Genomic DNA, 15,246 nt, shown 5'->3' with positions numbered 1-15,246 from the left:
AAGTGAGGGCATGCCGAGCCTAGGCGAGGCACCGAGTGGTGGGGCAAAGCGTTTTGGTTACTTTTGCGCTTTTCAAAAGTGACCCGCTGTAAGAGCGGAACCCTAAGTAGCCGTTACCGCAGCAATGGATATACACACCAACTTAAGAGTCCCGCCCGTACACCAAGGTATTGATCGGCAAAGGATCTTACCCACTCCGGCTTAGTGCGATACGCGACTCGTACCACCCACAGTGGAAATACGAACCCGCTCACCCACACGGAACACCTCGTTTTCCTGAACCTGCTGCACATAGGCACGCATGCTGCCGTCATCTTCACGAACGGTAATTTCAACACCCTGGGTGCGGGTCAGGCCCTCTTCAGTGGCGGAACCAATCAGGCCACCCGCCACGGCGCCGATCACGGCAGCGACGATGCTGCCACGGCCACCACCGATGGCACTACCGCCTACACCACCGACCACAGCGCCGGCCGCACCGCCGATAGGGGTCTTGGTGCCTTCGATCTTGACCGGACGCAGGGATTCGATGGTCCCCATGCGAATCGTCTGCACGCGACGCGCTTCGTCACGGGAGTAGGAGTCACCGGTCAGGCTCGACTGACAGCCAGTGAGCAACATCGCCATCGTGGAAAAGGAAGCAACCAGCAAAACAGACTTACGCATAGCATCAACTCCAAAAGACAGGGATTCATTAAACTCCGCAGCTTGACGCCTGTCACGGCCTCGCCGGGATAAAATTGTTTTCATTCAGGTGGGATACAGGCGCGCCCGAAAAATTCACCAAACAGTAGCGTCAATTTCCGAAACCTGCGTCATCAACCCTGGAATTTTTCATGGATTATTTCATTATCGTCGCCACCACCGTGGCCGGTTTGTACTTCCACTGGTGGCTGTACGCGCGGATCAAACGCTGGGTGGATCGCGATCTGGCGCTTTCGCTGGCGGGGCCGGATGGGCAGAAGAAAACCTACATGCTGCAACAATTGGCCCGTGCCCAGGCACAAGGCATCAAGCGCCGTGACCTGCCGCAATGGCTCCAGACCGCCGCGGCAGCTTATCCCGATGCTAAGGCGCCAGACGCTCGCGAGTCCACTGCGCCCCTTGCAGGCGATAGTTGAGGCGATCATGCAGGCGGCTCGGACGGCCCTGCCAGAACTCGATGCGTTCGGGCAGCAGGCGATAACCGCCCCAATGCTCGGGACAGTGTGGCTGGCTGTCGCTGAAGCGCTGCTCGGTGGCCTTGAGCAGGTCTTCCAGTTCGTCGCGCCCGGCAATCACCCGGCTCTGGGGTGAAGCCCAGGCACCGAGCCGGCTGCCCAGCGGACGAACCTGGTAATAAGCGTCCGATTCTTGCGCCGTGACCTTGACCACTTTGCCTTCGATGCGTACCTGGCGTTCCAGGGCCGGCCAGAAAAACGTCATGGCCGCGAATGGATTCGCAGCCAGTTGCTGGCCCTTGGCGCTGTCGTAGTTGGTGAAGAACGTGAAGCCCTGGGCATCCAGGCCCTTGAGCAGCAGGATCCGGCAGTGCGGACGTCCCTGCGCATCCACCGTGGCCAGGGTCATGGCGTTGGCCTCCACCGGGGCCTGTTCGGTCTTCACCGCGTCGGCGAACCATTGGTGAAACAGGGCGAACGGCTCGGCCGGGGCTTGCGCCTCGGTCAAGCCTTCGCGGGTGTAGTCGCGGCGCATATCAGCCAGCGGTTGGGTCATGGCGCATTCCTTGTGTTAGCCCATCACTGCTTCGGGGTATCGGCGGCCGCGACTTTCTTGGTATCGGTAGCGGCTTTGGCCGGTTGAGGCTTCTTCGCTGGGGTAGCGGGCTTGGCCGCGACCTTCTTTGCAGGCGCCTTGGTCGCAGCTTTTTTGGCCGGTGCTTTCTTGGTCGAGGCTTTGGAGGTCGAGGCCACCGCTTTTTTAGCCGCAGGCGCAGGCGCAGGCGCCGCGGCAGCAGGCTTCACATCCTGGGCCGCAACCATCGTCACTGGGGCCGGGGCCGGCATGTTGTACTTGCTCAGCAGCGCAACCATGGTGTTGGCCGGCGTGACCAGCAATTCCACACGACGGTTCAAGGCGCGGCCCTCAACGCTGTCGTTGGCCGCACGTGGCGCCACGGCGCCCATGCCGCGCAGCATCAGGCGATCACGTTGCAGGCCGCTGAGGCGGAAAATCGCCGCCACGGACTGGGCACGCTCCTGGCTGAGCTTGAGGTTGGCCGGTGCGGCGCCCGAGGTGTCGGCGTGACCAAGGATCAGCACGGCGGTCTTCGGGTCGGCTTCAAGGATCTTCGCCACGCGGGTGAACGGGCCGAGGGTCACGGGCAGCAACATGGCCGGACGGTCCGGGTTGAAAGAGCCGTCCACGGGCGCGGTGACCACCAGCACATTATCGCGGCGCTCGAGTTCGAGCTTGCTGTCCTGGATCGCCGTGCGCAGCTTCGGCTCGTAGTCGTCGAGCCAGGCCTGGGTGACTTTCGGATCGGGCATCGGCACCGCCTTGGCGGTTTCCTGGTCCTTGCCGCCGAACGGCCACCACCACTTGCCGTTGCTCTCGGCTTCGGCCTTGGCAACAGCTGTCGGCGCCTTGGCCTCAGGCTTGGCTTGCGCGTCTGCCTTTGTTTCGACTTTTCTGGCAGCGTCTGCGGCGGTTTCCTCGGAAGAGAACGGCCACCACCAGTGGCTGGCGCCCTCGGCCTTGGCTTGCGGTGCGACGGCGGCAGGCTTCAGAGGCGCCGCTGGCGCCGTTTCCTTGGCCGCCACCTTGTCGGAAGAGCCGAACGGCCACCAGCCACTGCTGCCCTCGGCATCATTTTGTGGGTTTTGTGCGCAACCGGTGATAGCGAAGCACAGCGCCAGAGCGAGGGTTTTATTCGATGACATTGGATATCCACAAAATGATCTAAATGAAAAAACAAGGCCATGTTTTGGCCGCATAAACAGACGCTTCGAAACTGAAAAGGACACGAGGTTCCTGTGTCCATGGCCTTCAATGGCGTTTTATAGACAAGCGGCAAGCACCCGCGCAAGATTTTGCGCGCGCGGGTCCATCAACACGTAAGGCCCCAGCGTATTGGTCACGAAACCGAACGCTACGTCATGTTCGGGATCGGCAAACCCGATGGAGCCCCCGGCCCCTGGATGACCGAACGCCCGTGGGCCGAGGCCGTAGGTCGCGTTCGGCACATCCGGTTGGTCGAGCATGCAACCCAGGCCGAAACGGGTCTGGGTCAACAACGTCTTATCCTCGCCAAAGCTGTGCTGGCGAGTCAGTTCGTCGAGCATTTCACCTTCCAGCAGGCTGCCGTCCAGCAGCCCCGCATAGAACCCGGCCAGGCTACGGGCATTGCCGTGGCCGTTGGCCGCCGGTTGTTGCATGCGCCGCCATTCCGGCTTGTTGGTGCTGGTCATGATCGACGGTGGGTTGGTAAAGGCACGGGTGGTCATGGCCGTCGGCTCGCGCATCGTCACCTGCAGCAGGCGCTGGGCCGCCGCATCGCCGACGTTGCCTTTGCCACGGGCGATGTGGGCCACGCGATGGAACTCGTCGTCGGCCAGGCCAACGTGGAAATCCAGGCCCAACGGCTTGGCGACCCGGGCGACGATGGACTCCCCAGGGCCACGCCCATCGGCCCGGCGCAACAGCTCGCCCACCAGCCAGCCGTAAGTGATCGCGGCATAACCGTGGCCTTCGCCCGGCGTCCACCAAGGTGTTTCGGCAGCCAGGGCATCGACCATGGCTTGCCAGTCATAAAGCGCTTCGGGCGGCAGCAATTCATGCAGCGCCGGCAGCCCCGCCTGGTGGCAGAGCAGTTGACGCAGGGTGATGGATTGCTTGCCGGCCGCAGCAAACTCTGGCCAGTAGCGGGCTACCGGGGCGTCCAACTGCAACTTGCCTTCGGCCACCAGTTGCAGGGCGGTAACGGCGGTGAACGTCTTGGTGCAGGAAAACAGGTTGGCGATGGTGTCGCTGTGCCAGGCTTCATGGCCATCCTTGTCGGCGGTACCGGCCCACAGGTCGATCACCGTGCGGCCACCCACCTGGATGCACAACGCCGCGCCGCGCTCCTGGGGATCATCGAACAGCGCCGCGAACGCTTCACGCACCGCCTCGAACTGAAGTTCGTAATGGCCTTGAATTTGCACCCGTAACTCCCTTGAAACAAAGACTTTTCAGAGTGGCTGGCATTGTTTCAGGCATTAGGTCATTTGGGAACCGCTACAGGACGGCTGGCTAAGCATGCCCCTGTGGCAAGAAGAACCTGTGGGAGCAAGGCTTGCCCGCGACGAGGCCTGTGAGGTCTTTCTGAAACCCTGGTGCCTTCATCGCGGGCAAGCCTTGCTCCCACAAATACATTGCTTCACCGTGAAATCGCAGCAGCCTCAGGTAATCTCCCGCCGAAACGGCGGCAACGCATTGAGGATCGCCTTGCCATAGCGCTGGGTGACCAGCCGTCGGTCAAGCAAGGTGATGGTGCCGCGATCCTCTTCGGTACGTAGCAAGCGGCCACACGCCTGGACCAGCTTCAGCGAAGCGTCCGGCACGGAGATTTCCATGAACGGGTTGCCACCGCGGGCCTCGATCCACTCGGCCAGCGCTGCCTCCACCGGGTCGTCAGGAACCGAGAACGGGATCTTGGCAATCACCACGTGCTCGCAATAGGCACCGGGCAAGTCCACGCCTTCGGCGAAGCTCGCCAGGCCGAACAGCACGCTGGAGTCCCCACCATCGACCCGTGCCTTGTGCTTGTTCAGTGTTTCCTGCTTCGACAGGTTGCCCTGGATGAACACCTGCTTGCGCCAGTCCCGGTCAAGGCCATCGAACACATCCTGCATCTGTTTGCGCGAGGAAAACAGCACCAGCGTGCCCCGTGAGCCTTCCACCAGTTCCGGCAGATCGCGGATGATCGCCGCGGTGTGGGCGGCGGCATCCCGTGGGTCGGCCTTGAGGTCGGGCACCCGCAGCACGCCGGCGTCGGCGTGATGGAAGGGGCTCGGGACCACGGCGGTCACGGCTTTCTTCGGCAAGCCGGCGCGCATGCGGAAGCGGTCGAACGTGCCCAGGGCGGTCAGCGTGGCGGACGTCACCAGCGCGCCATAGGCCACGTTCCACAGGTTGCGCCGCAGCATTTCCGCCGCCAGGATCGGGCTGGCATTGACCTCGATGTCGAACAGCGAACCGCTTTCGGCCAGGGTCAGCCAGCGCGCCATCGGCGGGTTGTCTTCCGGGTCTTCGACGGTGAATGCCGTCCACAGCTCCCAGTTGCCCTGGGATCGGGACAACAGGCTGCCGAACAGCGGGTACCACTCCTCGGCCTGGTTGCTGGCGATACCGATGTTGACCTCGCCGTCCATGCCTTCCTTGAGCAGGTCGGTCAGGCGCGTGAACAGGTCGGTCAGGCGCGCGAAACCTTTCTTGAGCTCGATGCCCATTTCGCGCATGTGTTCAGGAATCACTCCGCCAACGAAGCGATGGCGTGGCCGCTCGCGGCCCTCGACGTCTTCGCCGGGCTTGAAATCGGCCACTTGCTCACACGCAGTGAACATGAACTGCTGGTTCGTCTTGATTTCCCGAGCCAGCTCCGGCACCTGCTCGATGAACTTGCCCAGGTCACCCGGCAACGGATGCTGGGCCAGCAGCTTGGTGAGGTTCTTGGCGGTCGTTTCCAGCCAGTCGGCGGTGGAACGCAGCCGGGTGTAATGGGCGAAATGGCCGATGGCCTTGTCCGGCAGGTGATGGCCTTCGTCGAACACGTAGATCGTGTCGCGCGGGTCCGGCAGCACCGCACCGCCGCCCAGGGCCAGGTCGGCCAGGACCATGTCGTGGTTGGTGACGATGACGTCGACCTTGCCCATGCCTTCGCGAGCCTTGTAGAAGGCGCACTGGCCGAAGTTCGGGCAATGGCGGTTGGTGCACTGGCTATGGTCGGTCGTCAGGCGGGACCAGTCGGCGTCTTCCAGGGCCGTGGACCAGCTGTCGCGGTCGCCGTCCCATTTATTGCCGGCCAGCTTCTCGATCATGCTGGTGAACAGCTTCTGGCTGGCTTCATCCACCTCGATCTTGAAGCCTTCTTCTTCGAACAACTGGGCCGTGGCTGTCTGCGCGTGGCCTTCCTGGAGCAACATGTCGAGCTTGGACAGGCACATGTAGCGCCCGCGCCCCTTGGCCAGCGCGAACGTGAAGTTCAGCCCACTGTTGCGCATCAGGTCGGGCAGGTCCTTGTAGACGATCTGTTCCTGCAGGGCGATGGTGGCCGTGGCGATCACCAGGCGCTTGCCGGCGGCCTTGGCGGTGGGAATCGCCGCCAGGCTGTAGGCCACGGTCTTGCCAGTACCGGTGCCGGCCTCCACCGCCACCACTGCAGGCTCGCCGCTGCGCCGGCCTTCGTCGTCGGTGTCGATGTCACCCAGGACTTTTGCCACTTCGGCAATCATCAGGCGCTGGCCATATCGCGGCTTGAGGCTCTTGGCTTCGAGAAAACGCGAATAGGCGCCCTGGATCGTGGTTTTGAGTTCGGTGCTGATCATGAATGGTCGGGCGCTAAAAACGCTGGATAAATTTTCAGTGGTTCGGATCGGCGGCTATCATACCCCGCTAATGAATCCTGCGCAGAACGGAGTAACCCAATGACACCCTTTGCCCTTGTCTACACCCTGCATTTACTGGCGGCCCTGGTCTGGGTCGGCGGCATGTTCTTCGCCTGGATGATCCTGCGCCCCGCCGCAATGACGGCGCTTGAGGGCCCTGCCCGACTCACGTTGTGGGTAGAAGTGTTTCAGCGTTTTTTCGTCTGGGTCTGGGTCGCGGTCGTACTTTTGCCGATCAGCGGCGTAGGCCTGATCCATCTGCGCTTCGCCGGTTTCGAAACCGCGCCGCGTTATGTGCAGGTGATGATGGGGTTGTATGTGGTGATGACGGCGCTGTTTATCCGTATCCAGGGCTTGCAACTGCCCGCATTGCGTAACGCCGTGACGGCACAGGACTGGCCGACGGGTGCGGCGATGCTGGGGAAGATCCGGCGGTTGGTGGGAATCAATCTGTTGATCGGGTTGCTGGTGGTGGCGATTGGCGCGGCGCGACCGATGTTCTGAAAATCACATAAAACCCTGTTGGAGCGAGCTTGCTCGCGATGGCGGCACGTCGGGCAATACTTGATCGACTGACACAACGCCATCGCGAGCAAGCTCGCTCCCACAGGTTCAGATCAGATTTTTCGTCAGAACCGCTGCACCGTCACCGCCCCCGCCGCTCCGGCAGGCCCTGGCTGGCCATCGGCGCCAGGACGGCCGCTTTTACCGCCATCGGCGGTATAGACCAGGCACCCCTTGGCCTTGCCTCCCGCCCCGGGTTTGCCGCCGTGTCCCGCCGCGCCACCGGCACCGCCGTCCACCGTCACTTTGATCTGTTCGGCGGGATACTCACGAGGCACTTCGAGGCGCACCAGCGCACCGGCCGCACCCGGTTGCCCATCGCTGCCGTTACTGCCGTCGGCACCACGACCGGCCGAACCCCAGGTGCAACCCGGCGCCTGGCCATTGGCACCGTCAAGACCGACGAAACCCGGTGCACCGGTGCCGCCCCGGGCGTCCACCGACAACAACGGCGCATTCAACACCTTGAAACGCAGGTTGAGATCACGCCCCGGCCGCGCGGCCTTGGTATAGGTCCCCGGTGCACCGCGGGAAGTGATCTGGCTGCCCTCAGCCAATTCAGCCTGGGCCACTTTCATTTCCAGTACCTGCTGCGCCGGCACGATGGCGATCCGCGCTTCACGCCCCAGGTGCAACTGGTCGATGGTCAATTCAGTGACATTGGAAGGCACCAGCAGTGTGCCGTAATCGGCCACGTCCAGTCGTTCCAGGGTCAGGGTGCTGGTGGTGTTGGGCAGGCGCATCAACGAATGGCCTTCGACCTGGAGCACCTGGGCCGAAGCCCATGGGCATACGAGTGCGGCAAGCAGACACAATTTACGCATGGGAAGCCTCTGGCGCGGTCGGGAGGGTTTGCAGGTGGAAGATGCCGAACAGCAGCACTCTGAGGCGATCGCGGCCAGGCGCGGGGCGGCCACGGAAACTGGCCCGGAACACCAGCAGCTCCAGCAGATGCAGCACCAGCAAAAACCCGCCGGCGACATTGACCAGCAGATGCAGCGGATGGACGAACGGCACCACCAGATTGACCAGCACCACCAGCCAGAACAGCAGGGTCAGCAAGCGCCCCAGCCCCCAAAACACCTTCATACGCCCCCCTGATCGAGCATTATTCTTTGCCCGCACAGTAACGGCTTGCGCGCAGGATAAGCCAGGGGGTCCGGTAAATTTAATCTAACCCGGGCCCTGGCCCACCGGATCGCCCTCCCGACGACCCGGCAGCCCTGGGCCGCGCCTCAGCGCTGGATATGCAATTCAACCCGACGGTTCTGCGCCCGCCCTTCGTCGGTCTCATTGTCAGCCACCGGCTCGCTTTCACCCTTGCCTTCGCTGGTGAGTTTGCCGGGGGCCAGCCCCTGGGTCAGCAAATACTCCACGACGCTGCTGGCCCGACGTTCGGACAGCCCTTGGTTATAGGCATCAGTGCCGACACTGTCGGTGTGGCCCACCACGCGGATGCTGGCGACATTGGCATGGCTGAGTTTGCCCATCAGCCCATCGAGCTGGCTTCGAGCGTCTGCGGTGAGGTCGGATTTGTCGAAATCGAACAGCACCTTGCCCGCGTCGTTGAGGGTGATGACCTCGCTCGCCGGTGCTTGCGGTTCGACCGGTGGCGCACTGGCCGGGTATTGCGGCAGCGGGCAACCGTGATGTTCGACAGGGGTATTGGCCGGGGTATCGGGACAACGGTCGCGGCGGTCGAACACGCCGTCGTCGTCTTCATCGCCATCCTGGGCGTAGCAGATCAAGCCACCACCCAGCAGCCCCAATGCAGCGCCGCCGGCGGCCCAACCACTGCTTTCAATGGCCCCCAACCCGCCGCCGACGAGGCCGCCGATCAGGCTACAGACTGGCCAGGTGCGTTGATTGAGGGGTGCGCTGCCGTCGCTGTGAGTGGCGCAGCCAGACAACAGACTGCTTGCCAGCAGTACCGGTAAGGCGGCCCTGATTAGAACGTTCATGGTGAAGGCTCCTGTGTCACCGGCCCATACCGGTCACACAGGAGTAAAGACCCGCATCCGCAACTCAACAAGCCGCGGATGACAAGGGTTTCAGCGGTTTATCTTGATTTCCGTGCGGCGGTTCATCGCGCGACCATCGGCGGTCTTGTTATCGGCCACCGGCTGGCTCTCGCCGGCACCGGACACCGAGACAAAACTGGCCTGCGGCACGCCGTTTTCGACCAGGTATTTCACCACCGAATTGGCCCTTCTCTCCGACAGTTTCTGGTTGTAGGCATCGCTGCCGACGCTGTCGGTGTGGCCGGTGACCCGCAGTTGCGCGGTGGACGTTTCCTGTTTCAGCCGGGTGGCGACCGTGCTCAGTACCTCTTTGTCGGCCGGAGTCAGCGTGGCTTTGTTGAATTCGAAGTGCACATCGCGGATCACGATGGTTTCTTCCTTGACCACGACCGGCTCTTCGACCACCGGCGCCGGGGCGGGTGGCGGGCAACCGTCGGCATCGACCTGCACGCCCTTCGGTGTGCCCGGGCACTTGTCACGGCTGTCCGGCACACCATCGCCGTCTTCGTCGCCGTCGCCGTGCACCCAGCAATAAGCTGCCGCCATGCCGCCAACGTACAGCGCGCCGCCGCCAGCCCAGGAAGTGCTTTCTATGGCGCCTAATCCCGCACCGATCGCGCCGCCGACGGCCGCACAGGTCGGCCAGTCGGTTTTCTGCAAACCTGCGCAACCAGTCAACACACTGGTTAGCAGAACCAGGGGTAACGCTGTCCGAACTATGCTCATCGGGTTTTCTCCTTGAGGGATCGGCTTGTCGCCGATTCAGGGGAGTAAAGACCCGTCTTGGTATCTGCGCCAGCCTGAGCAATCGCGGGTTTTCGCCCCGTGTTTGCGAAGTTTCCGCACGTTCAGAGACAAACCGCTCTAGGCCATGCTGTCCGGGCAGGCTATCGTGGTGGTTCTGACTGAGGAACTTCGATGACCGTTGCCATTTCTTCGCGTACCCCCCAGCAAGCCCTGGCGGCCGTGCTTGACCGTTACGCCCCGCAAAAACTGCTGCTGATCGGTGCCAGCGGCTTTCCCGCACTCGAAGCATTCCAGCAGGCCCATCCCGACACCGAAGTGGTCCACGCCGGCCCCGGCGCGCTGCCGGCGGACGTGGCGGCGCGACGTTTTGACCTGGCCCTGGCGCTCGATTGCCTGGAGCATTTGCCCAAGCGCGAGGGTCTGAACCTGTTGGGCGGCATCCGCAATCTCAACGCCAGCCGCATCGCCGTGCTGGCCGACCTCAACGCCTGCGGCTGGCAAGAGACGGACTTTTTTTCCCTGGCCCTGCAAGCCAGCGAGCGATTCCAGCGCGAAGATCAGGTGCTGACCCTGTTCACCTACGATCTGCTTGAATACAAACAGGTCCCCGACTGGCTCAACTCACGTTTTTGGGCCAACCCGGAAAACTTTGGAAAATACTGGTGGTAACCGTGAACACAAGCTCGCACTCGCCCATTTGCCCCTGCGGCAGTGGCAACTCACTGGAGGCCTGCTGCGGCCACTACCACGACGGTCATCCGGCGCCCTGCGCCGAAGCCTTGATGCGCTCGCGCTATAGCGCCTATGTGCTGGGCCTGGTGGACTATCTGGTCGCCACTACCCTGCCCGCCCAGCAGCAAGGCCTCGACCGCCAGTCCATCGGCGAGTGGAGCGCCAACAGCACCTGGTTGGGACTGGACGTGGAAAGCAGCGAAGTGTTCGGCGGTCAACCGGAGCACGCTTTCGTCACGTTCACGGCACGTTGGCACGACGGCCAGGGCGAGCACAGCCACCGTGAACAGTCCTCGTTCGTGCAGAACGACGGGCGCTGGTACTTCATCGACCCGACCGTGCCGGTCAAGACCGGACGCAACGACAGCTGTCCGTGCGGCAGCGGGCACAAATTCAAGAAGTGCTGCGCCGGCTACTTCAATCGCTGATTTTAGGAAACGTCCGACACTCGTCCATCGGCCCATAGGGCTAGACTGGGGATAAACCAGAGGCACGGACATGACCCCTCCATCATTCTTGCTGCGCATCACCTGCCTGCTGCTGTTCGTTGGGTTCGGCGGCTGTGCATCCTGGCGAGGTGAAGAAGCCCCGGAACCACAGGTGCATCTGGTCAAAGTCGAGGTGGTGCGGGCCCGGCTGGTGGAACAGAGGTTCACGCTGCACTTTCGCGTCGACAACCCCGGCGACAGCGACCTCACCGTTCGCGGCCTGACCTACCGCATCCACCTGGGCGACCTGTTGCTGACCGAAGGCGAGCACGAGCACTGGTTCACCGTGCGCCCCAAGCACAGCGCCTACTTCAAGGTGCCGGTGCGCACCAACCTGTGGCCACAGGTGCGGGAAGTGGTGAAGCTGCTGGAGAAACCCCGGGAACAGATCCCCTATCGCCTGGAAGGTGAGCTGGAAACCGGATTATTCATCGCCCACTACGTGCACCTTGAGCGCAATGGCGTGATAATCGCCGCCGATTTAATTGCGGAGTAACCCCGATGACCCAGCAACCCCACGTCCACGGCCCTGATTGCAACCACGATCACGACCATCATCACGACCATGACCACGGCCACGTCCACGGCCCGAACTGCGGCCACGCCCACCAGGAACCAGTGCGCAACGCCCTGAAGGATGTCGGTCGCAACGACCCTTGCCCATGTGGCAATGGCAAGAAATTCAAGAAGTGCCACGGGGCTTGAGGGGCTGGGCGAAAAAGCTTTTCGCCTGTTAGACCGTCATCGCGAGCAAGCTCGCTCCCACAGGGAAATTGCGCAGAACCCGCGTGGGAGCGAGCTTGCTCGCGATGAGGCCGGCGCTGTCAGCACCTATCTATCAGCCCGCCTGCAGAATCCGCTTCACACCGACCACCGTCGCATACTCACCGTGCAAGTTGCCCAGGGACATGGCATGCACTTCGGCTGCCGAACGGGCGTTGCCGAAGTAATCGTTCTTGTCGAAGGTGAAGCAGGCGTCCTCGGCCACCCAGGTATCGAATCCCAGGTTGCCGGCGGTACGCGCCGTGGACTCCACCGAGTTGTGCGTCGCCACACCGACGATCACCAGTTGCCTGATTCCGGCTTTGCGCAGGTCTTGCTCCAGATGGGTGCCACTGAACGCATCCGGCACCTGCTTTTGCACCAACCATTCCCCTGCCTTCGGCTCGAACCGTGGCTGGACCTCCACCCCCGACTGCCCCGGCCAGAACACCGAGTCCGGCGAGCGGGACAGGTGGTGGACGTGAATCACCGGGCGCGCCGTGTGTCGCCAGAAAGCCAGCAGTTCCAGCATGCGCAGCTCTGCCTCGGGATTGTTGCGAGGGCCGAGCCTGGGGTGAAGGATGCCTTTTTGTTGATCGATGAGAATCAGTGCCGCGTCGTTCTGTAGCTCCATGCCGGTTTCTCTTGCTTGGTCTTTGTATGTTCCACACTTGAGCATCACCCCTTCCAACAGGCAAGCCTTCGAGCAAAAGCGATGACCCGGTCCCGGGCTTTCATCGCCAAATCAACAAATAACCCTCGCCCCCGCTTGCGCGCCCCCCGCCTGCTCACTAACGTAGCGCCTTTATTGGTGCCACCCCCCTCCCGCAGGAGCTTTGCCATGGCCTCGCCAGCCTCTATTTCCTTTATCCCCCGGCTCGGTGTTGCCGCCGCGGTGGCCAGTGTGCTCGGTTTGAGCGGATGCCAGACCTGGAATGCCCAGGACACGGTCCCGCCCACGTCCGGTGTGCAGCCGCTCAAGGGGCTGGCGCAGAACGTCTCGGTCCGCCGCAACGCCACGGGCATGCCGCTGATCGAAAGCAACAGCTTCCATGACGCCTTGTTCACCCTTGGCTACGTCCACGCCAGCGACCGTATCACCCAGATGGTGACCCTGCGCCTGCTCGCCCAAGGACGGTTGGCAGAGATGTCCGGCGCCGAACGGCTGGAGGTCGACCGCTACATGCGCGCCGTCAACCTGAAGAAAAACGCCGACGAGCTGTACAAGGCATCTTCGCCGCGGCTCAAGCGCTTCTTCGAAGTCTATGCCCGTGGCGTCAACGCCTACCTGTTCCGCTACCGCGACAAGTTGCCGTCGGACCTGGCCGCCACCGGTTACAAACCTGAATACTGGAAACCGGAAGATTCGGCGCTGATGTTCTGTCTGCTGAACTTCAGCCAGTCAGCCAACCTGCCGGAAGAAATCGCCAACCTGGTGCTGGCCCAGACCGTCACCAACGACAAACTCGCCTGGCTGAGCCCGTCCTATCCGGACGAGCAACTGCCTGTGGCCGAGGCCGACAAGCTCCAGGGCCTGCGCCTCAATGGCCAGATCCCGGGCCTGAACGAAATCAGCAAGGCCACCCACCAATTGGCCGGCCTGAACCTGTTGGGTGCTGCGTCTTCAAGCAACTGGGCCATCGCGCCACAACGCAGCCGCAGCGGCAAGAGCCTGCTGGCCAGCGACAGCCACGGGCCGCTGGGCATGCCCGGGCTGTGGAGCCCGGTACAGATCCGTGCGCCCAAGTACCAGGCGGCCGGGGTTTCCGTGGCGGGCATCCCGATGATCCTGGCCGGGTTCAACGGCAAAGTGGCCTGGAGCATGACCAGCGTACTGGGGGACAACCAGGACCTGTTCCTGGAAAAAATCCGCCGCCAGGGCAATGGTCTGTCCTACGAGGTCAACGGCAAATGGCAACCGGCGATCGTGCGCAACGAAACCTACTTCATCAAAGGCCAGCGGCCGATTCGTGAAGCGGTGTTCGAAACCCGCCACGGCCCGTTGCTCAACAGCGCCCAAGGCACCGCCATGGCCAACGGCTTTGGCCTGGCCTTGCAGACACCGAGCTTCAGCGACGACAAGACCCTGGACGCCTTCTTCGACCTGTCCCGGGCGCAAAACGTCGAGAAAGCGTCCGACGCCAGCCGGGAAATCCGCGCCATGGCCGTGAACCTGGTCTTTGCCGACGCCAGCCATATCGGCTGGCAAGTCACCGGTCGCTACCCGAACCGCCGTGAAGGCGAGGGTCTGTTGCCGTCGCCGGGCTGGGAAGGTCGCTACGATTGGGACGGTTACGCCGACCCGATGTTGCACCCCTACGATCAAGACCCGGCCCAAGGCTGGCTCGGCACGGCCAACCAACGGGTCATTCCCCATGGCTACGGCATGCAACTGTCCAATTCCTGGGCTTCGCCGGAGCGTGGCGAACGCATGGCCGAACTGGCCGGCGCAGGCAAGCACGACACCCGCAGCCTGACCGCCATGCAATACGACCAGAGCACGACGTTCGCGGCCAAGCTCAAGCAAGTCTTCGAAGCGCCGGGCATGACCCAGCCGCTCAAACAGGCCATCGAGGCCCTGCCGGTGGCTGACCGGGCCAAGGCTCGCGAGGCCTATACCCGCTTGATGGCATTCGATGGCCGGCTCAGCCCGACCTCCGCCGACGCGGCGATCTATGAACTGTTCCTGCAGGAAAGCATGAAGCAGATTTTCCTCGACGAGCTGGGCCCGGACAGCAGCCCGGCGTGGCAGGCGCTGGTCGCCAACGGCCAATTGTCCTACTCGGCCCAGGCCGATCATCTGCTGGGGCGTGAAGACAGCCCGTTCTGGGACGATGTGCGCACCCCTCAGAAAGAAGACAAGGCCGTTATCCTCGCCCGCAGCCTGGCCGCCACCATCAACGCCGGTGACAGCCAGTTGGGCGGTGACCACAAGGCCTGGCAATGGGGCCAACTGCATCGCTACGCCTGGAAGAACAGCAATGGCCAGATCGTACGTGGCCCGCTGCCGGCCGGTGGCGACGCCACCACGCTCAACACGGCAGCGTTCGCCTGGGGCCAGGATTTCACCACCACCCTGGCGCCGGCCATGCGCTTTATCGTTGACTTCGGCCAGCCCGAACCGTTAATGATCCAGGACGGCGCCGGCCAGTCCGGCAACCCGGTCAGCCCGCACTATGCCAATGGCATCGATCCGTGGATCAAGGGGCAGTACCAGAGCCTGCCGTTGCAATCGCAAAACTTCGATCGGGCGTACGGCAAGACGCGGTTGACGTTGGTGCCTGGCAAGTAACTGCAACCCGGGACTGGAGATAGTATTTGTGGCGAGGGAGCTTGCTCCCGCTG

17 protein-coding genes are annotated in these 15,246 nt (G+C 62.8%); 7 read left to right on the top strand and 10 right to left on the bottom strand.

Annotation, left to right across the window (positions count from 1 at the left end; all coding sequences use genetic code 11):
- Positions 1–201 precede the first annotated feature (201 nt).
- Positions 202–666: a glycine zipper 2TM domain-containing protein gene (locus tag J4E53_RS25585; protein ID WP_024776354.1), complete on the bottom strand. Its 465-nt coding sequence runs from the start codon at positions 664–666 to the stop codon at positions 202–204.
- A 170-nt stretch (positions 667–836) separates the two neighbouring features.
- Between J4E53_RS25585 and J4E53_RS25580 the strand changes: the two genes are divergently transcribed.
- Positions 837–1,121 (top strand): hypothetical protein, encoded by a 285-nt coding sequence (locus J4E53_RS25580; RefSeq protein WP_060738908.1) that lies wholly within the window; start codon positions 837–839, stop codon positions 1,119–1,121.
- Here the strand turns inward: J4E53_RS25580 and pdxH are convergent.
- The 4 genes from pdxH to dinG all read right to left on the bottom strand — a co-directional run bounded on the left by pdxH (position 1,069) and on the right by dinG (position 6,527).
- A complete protein-coding gene (gene pdxH / locus J4E53_RS25575) occupies positions 1,069–1,716 on the bottom strand; it encodes a pyridoxamine 5'-phosphate oxidase (protein ID WP_060738909.1) in 648 nt (215 codons plus the stop codon). The genes J4E53_RS25580 and pdxH overlap by 53 nt on opposite strands.
- 23 nt (positions 1,717–1,739) lie before the next feature.
- Positions 1,740–2,882, bottom strand: coding sequence for an OmpA family protein (locus J4E53_RS25570; protein ID WP_103310738.1), 1,143 nt, complete (start codon positions 2,880–2,882; stop codon positions 1,740–1,742).
- Positions 2,883–2,999: 117 nt separating this feature from the next.
- Positions 3,000–4,145, bottom strand: a complete 1,146-nt coding sequence (locus J4E53_RS25565; RefSeq protein ID WP_060738911.1) for a serine hydrolase domain-containing protein — start codon at positions 4,143–4,145, stop codon at positions 3,000–3,002.
- A 237-nt stretch (positions 4,146–4,382) separates the two neighbouring features.
- Positions 4,383–6,527: an ATP-dependent DNA helicase DinG gene (gene dinG, locus J4E53_RS25560; protein ID WP_060738912.1), complete on the bottom strand. Its 2,145-nt coding sequence runs from the start codon at positions 6,525–6,527 to the stop codon at positions 4,383–4,385.
- Between the two features lie 99 nt (positions 6,528–6,626).
- On the opposite strand from dinG, the gene J4E53_RS25555 reads away from it, so the two are divergent.
- Positions 6,627–7,091, top strand: a complete 465-nt coding sequence (locus J4E53_RS25555) for a CopD family protein (RefSeq protein ID WP_103310736.1) — start codon at positions 6,627–6,629, stop codon at positions 7,089–7,091.
- 125 nt (positions 7,092–7,216) lie between these two features.
- Here J4E53_RS25555 and J4E53_RS25550 read toward each other — a convergent pair whose 3' ends face one another.
- The 4 genes from J4E53_RS25550 to J4E53_RS25535 all read right to left on the bottom strand — a co-directional run bounded on the left by J4E53_RS25550 (position 7,217) and on the right by J4E53_RS25535 (position 9,898).
- The gene (locus J4E53_RS25550; RefSeq protein ID WP_060738914.1) at positions 7,217–7,975 is read right to left on the bottom strand and encodes a hypothetical protein; all 759 of its coding nucleotides are present in this window, start codon (positions 7,973–7,975) and stop codon (positions 7,217–7,219) included.
- On the bottom strand, positions 7,968–8,240 hold the full coding sequence (locus J4E53_RS25545) for a DUF1145 domain-containing protein (protein WP_060738915.1): 273 nt from the start codon (positions 8,238–8,240) through the stop codon (positions 7,968–7,970). The genes J4E53_RS25550 and J4E53_RS25545 overlap by 8 nt, the downstream gene beginning before the upstream one ends.
- A 146-nt stretch (positions 8,241–8,386) precedes the next feature.
- Positions 8,387–9,112 (bottom strand): OmpA family protein, encoded by a 726-nt coding sequence (locus tag J4E53_RS25540; RefSeq protein ID WP_060738916.1) that lies wholly within the window; start codon positions 9,110–9,112, stop codon positions 8,387–8,389.
- Between the two features lie 90 nt (positions 9,113–9,202).
- Positions 9,203–9,898 carry an OmpA family protein gene (locus tag J4E53_RS25535; protein ID WP_060738917.1) on the bottom strand — a complete coding sequence of 232 codons (696 nt, stop codon included), beginning with the start codon at positions 9,896–9,898 and terminating at the stop codon, positions 9,203–9,205.
- Between the two features lie 192 nt (positions 9,899–10,090).
- Between J4E53_RS25535 and J4E53_RS25530 the strand changes: the two genes are divergently transcribed.
- The 4 genes from J4E53_RS25530 to J4E53_RS25515 all read left to right on the top strand — a co-directional run bounded on the left by J4E53_RS25530 (position 10,091) and on the right by J4E53_RS25515 (position 11,844).
- Positions 10,091–10,588 carry a DUF6231 family protein gene (locus J4E53_RS25530; RefSeq protein ID WP_060738918.1) on the top strand — a complete coding sequence of 166 codons (498 nt, stop codon included), beginning with the start codon at positions 10,091–10,093 and terminating at the stop codon, positions 10,586–10,588.
- 2 nt (positions 10,589–10,590) lie between these two features.
- On the top strand, positions 10,591–11,079 hold the full coding sequence (locus J4E53_RS25525) for a YchJ family protein (RefSeq protein WP_060738919.1): 489 nt from the start codon (positions 10,591–10,593) through the stop codon (positions 11,077–11,079).
- A gap of 70 nt (positions 11,080–11,149) precedes the next feature.
- The gene (locus J4E53_RS25520) at positions 11,150–11,635 is read left to right on the top strand and encodes an LEA type 2 family protein (protein WP_060738920.1); all 486 of its coding nucleotides are present in this window, start codon (positions 11,150–11,152) and stop codon (positions 11,633–11,635) included.
- Positions 11,636–11,640: 5 nt separating this feature from the next.
- Positions 11,641–11,844 (top strand): SEC-C metal-binding domain-containing protein, encoded by a 204-nt coding sequence (locus J4E53_RS25515; RefSeq protein WP_003198420.1) that lies wholly within the window; start codon positions 11,641–11,643, stop codon positions 11,842–11,844.
- A gap of 133 nt (positions 11,845–11,977) precedes the next feature.
- Here the strand turns inward: J4E53_RS25515 and J4E53_RS25510 are convergent, their stop codons facing one another.
- Complete coding sequence (locus tag J4E53_RS25510) at positions 11,978–12,535, bottom strand: cysteine hydrolase family protein (RefSeq protein WP_092165958.1); 558 nt, start codon at positions 12,533–12,535, stop codon at positions 11,978–11,980.
- Between the two features lie 207 nt (positions 12,536–12,742).
- Here J4E53_RS25510 and J4E53_RS25505 point away from each other — a divergent pair, with 207 nt between their 5' ends.
- Complete coding sequence (locus J4E53_RS25505) at positions 12,743–15,193, top strand: penicillin acylase family protein (RefSeq protein ID WP_103310735.1); 2,451 nt, start codon at positions 12,743–12,745, stop codon at positions 15,191–15,193.
- Positions 15,194–15,246 lie beyond the last annotated feature (53 nt).

It is taken from the genome of Pseudomonas sp. FW305-28 (assembly GCF_017351395.1).
GTDB classification, from domain to species: domain Bacteria; phylum Pseudomonadota; class Gammaproteobacteria; order Pseudomonadales; family Pseudomonadaceae; genus Aquipseudomonas; species Aquipseudomonas fluorescens_AA.
The sequence above is the reverse complement of the archived record's forward strand: the minus strand, read 5'-3'. Positions and strand labels throughout refer to the sequence as shown.

Bases quoted from the DNA above. Each gene is read 5' to 3' on its own strand.
- J4E53_RS25585 (WP_024776354.1), bottom strand. From the start codon at position 666: ATGCGTAAGTCTGTTTTGCTGGTTGCTTCCTTTTCCACGATGGCGATG.
- J4E53_RS25580 (WP_060738908.1), top strand. From the start codon at position 837: ATGGATTATTTCATTATCGTCGCCACCACCGTGGCCGGTTTGTACTTC.
- pdxH (WP_060738909.1), bottom strand. From the start codon at position 1,716: ATGACCCAACCGCTGGCTGATATGCGCCGCGACTACACCCGCGAAGGC.
- J4E53_RS25570 (WP_103310738.1), bottom strand. From the start codon at position 2,882: ATGTCATCGAATAAAACCCTCGCTCTGGCGCTGTGCTTCGCTATCACC.
- dinG (WP_060738912.1), bottom strand. From the start codon at position 6,527: ATGATCAGCACCGAACTCAAAACCACGATCCAGGGCGCCTATTCGCGT.
- J4E53_RS25555 (WP_103310736.1), top strand. From the start codon at position 6,627: ATGACACCCTTTGCCCTTGTCTACACCCTGCATTTACTGGCGGCCCTG.
- J4E53_RS25550 (WP_060738914.1), bottom strand. From the start codon at position 7,975: ATGCGTAAATTGTGTCTGCTTGCCGCACTCGTATGCCCATGGGCTTCG.
- J4E53_RS25545 (WP_060738915.1), bottom strand. From the start codon at position 8,240: ATGAAGGTGTTTTGGGGGCTGGGGCGCTTGCTGACCCTGCTGTTCTGG.
- J4E53_RS25540 (WP_060738916.1), bottom strand. From the start codon at position 9,112: ATGAACGTTCTAATCAGGGCCGCCTTACCGGTACTGCTGGCAAGCAGT.
- J4E53_RS25535 (WP_060738917.1), bottom strand. From the start codon at position 9,898: ATGAGCATAGTTCGGACAGCGTTACCCCTGGTTCTGCTAACCAGTGTG.
- J4E53_RS25530 (WP_060738918.1), top strand. From the start codon at position 10,091: ATGACCGTTGCCATTTCTTCGCGTACCCCCCAGCAAGCCCTGGCGGCC.
- J4E53_RS25520 (WP_060738920.1), top strand. From the start codon at position 11,150: ATGACCCCTCCATCATTCTTGCTGCGCATCACCTGCCTGCTGCTGTTC.
- J4E53_RS25515 (WP_003198420.1), top strand. From the start codon at position 11,641: ATGACCCAGCAACCCCACGTCCACGGCCCTGATTGCAACCACGATCAC.
- J4E53_RS25510 (WP_092165958.1), bottom strand. From the start codon at position 12,535: ATGGAGCTACAGAACGACGCGGCACTGATTCTCATCGATCAACAAAAA.
- J4E53_RS25505 (WP_103310735.1), top strand. From the start codon at position 12,743: ATGGCCTCGCCAGCCTCTATTTCCTTTATCCCCCGGCTCGGTGTTGCC.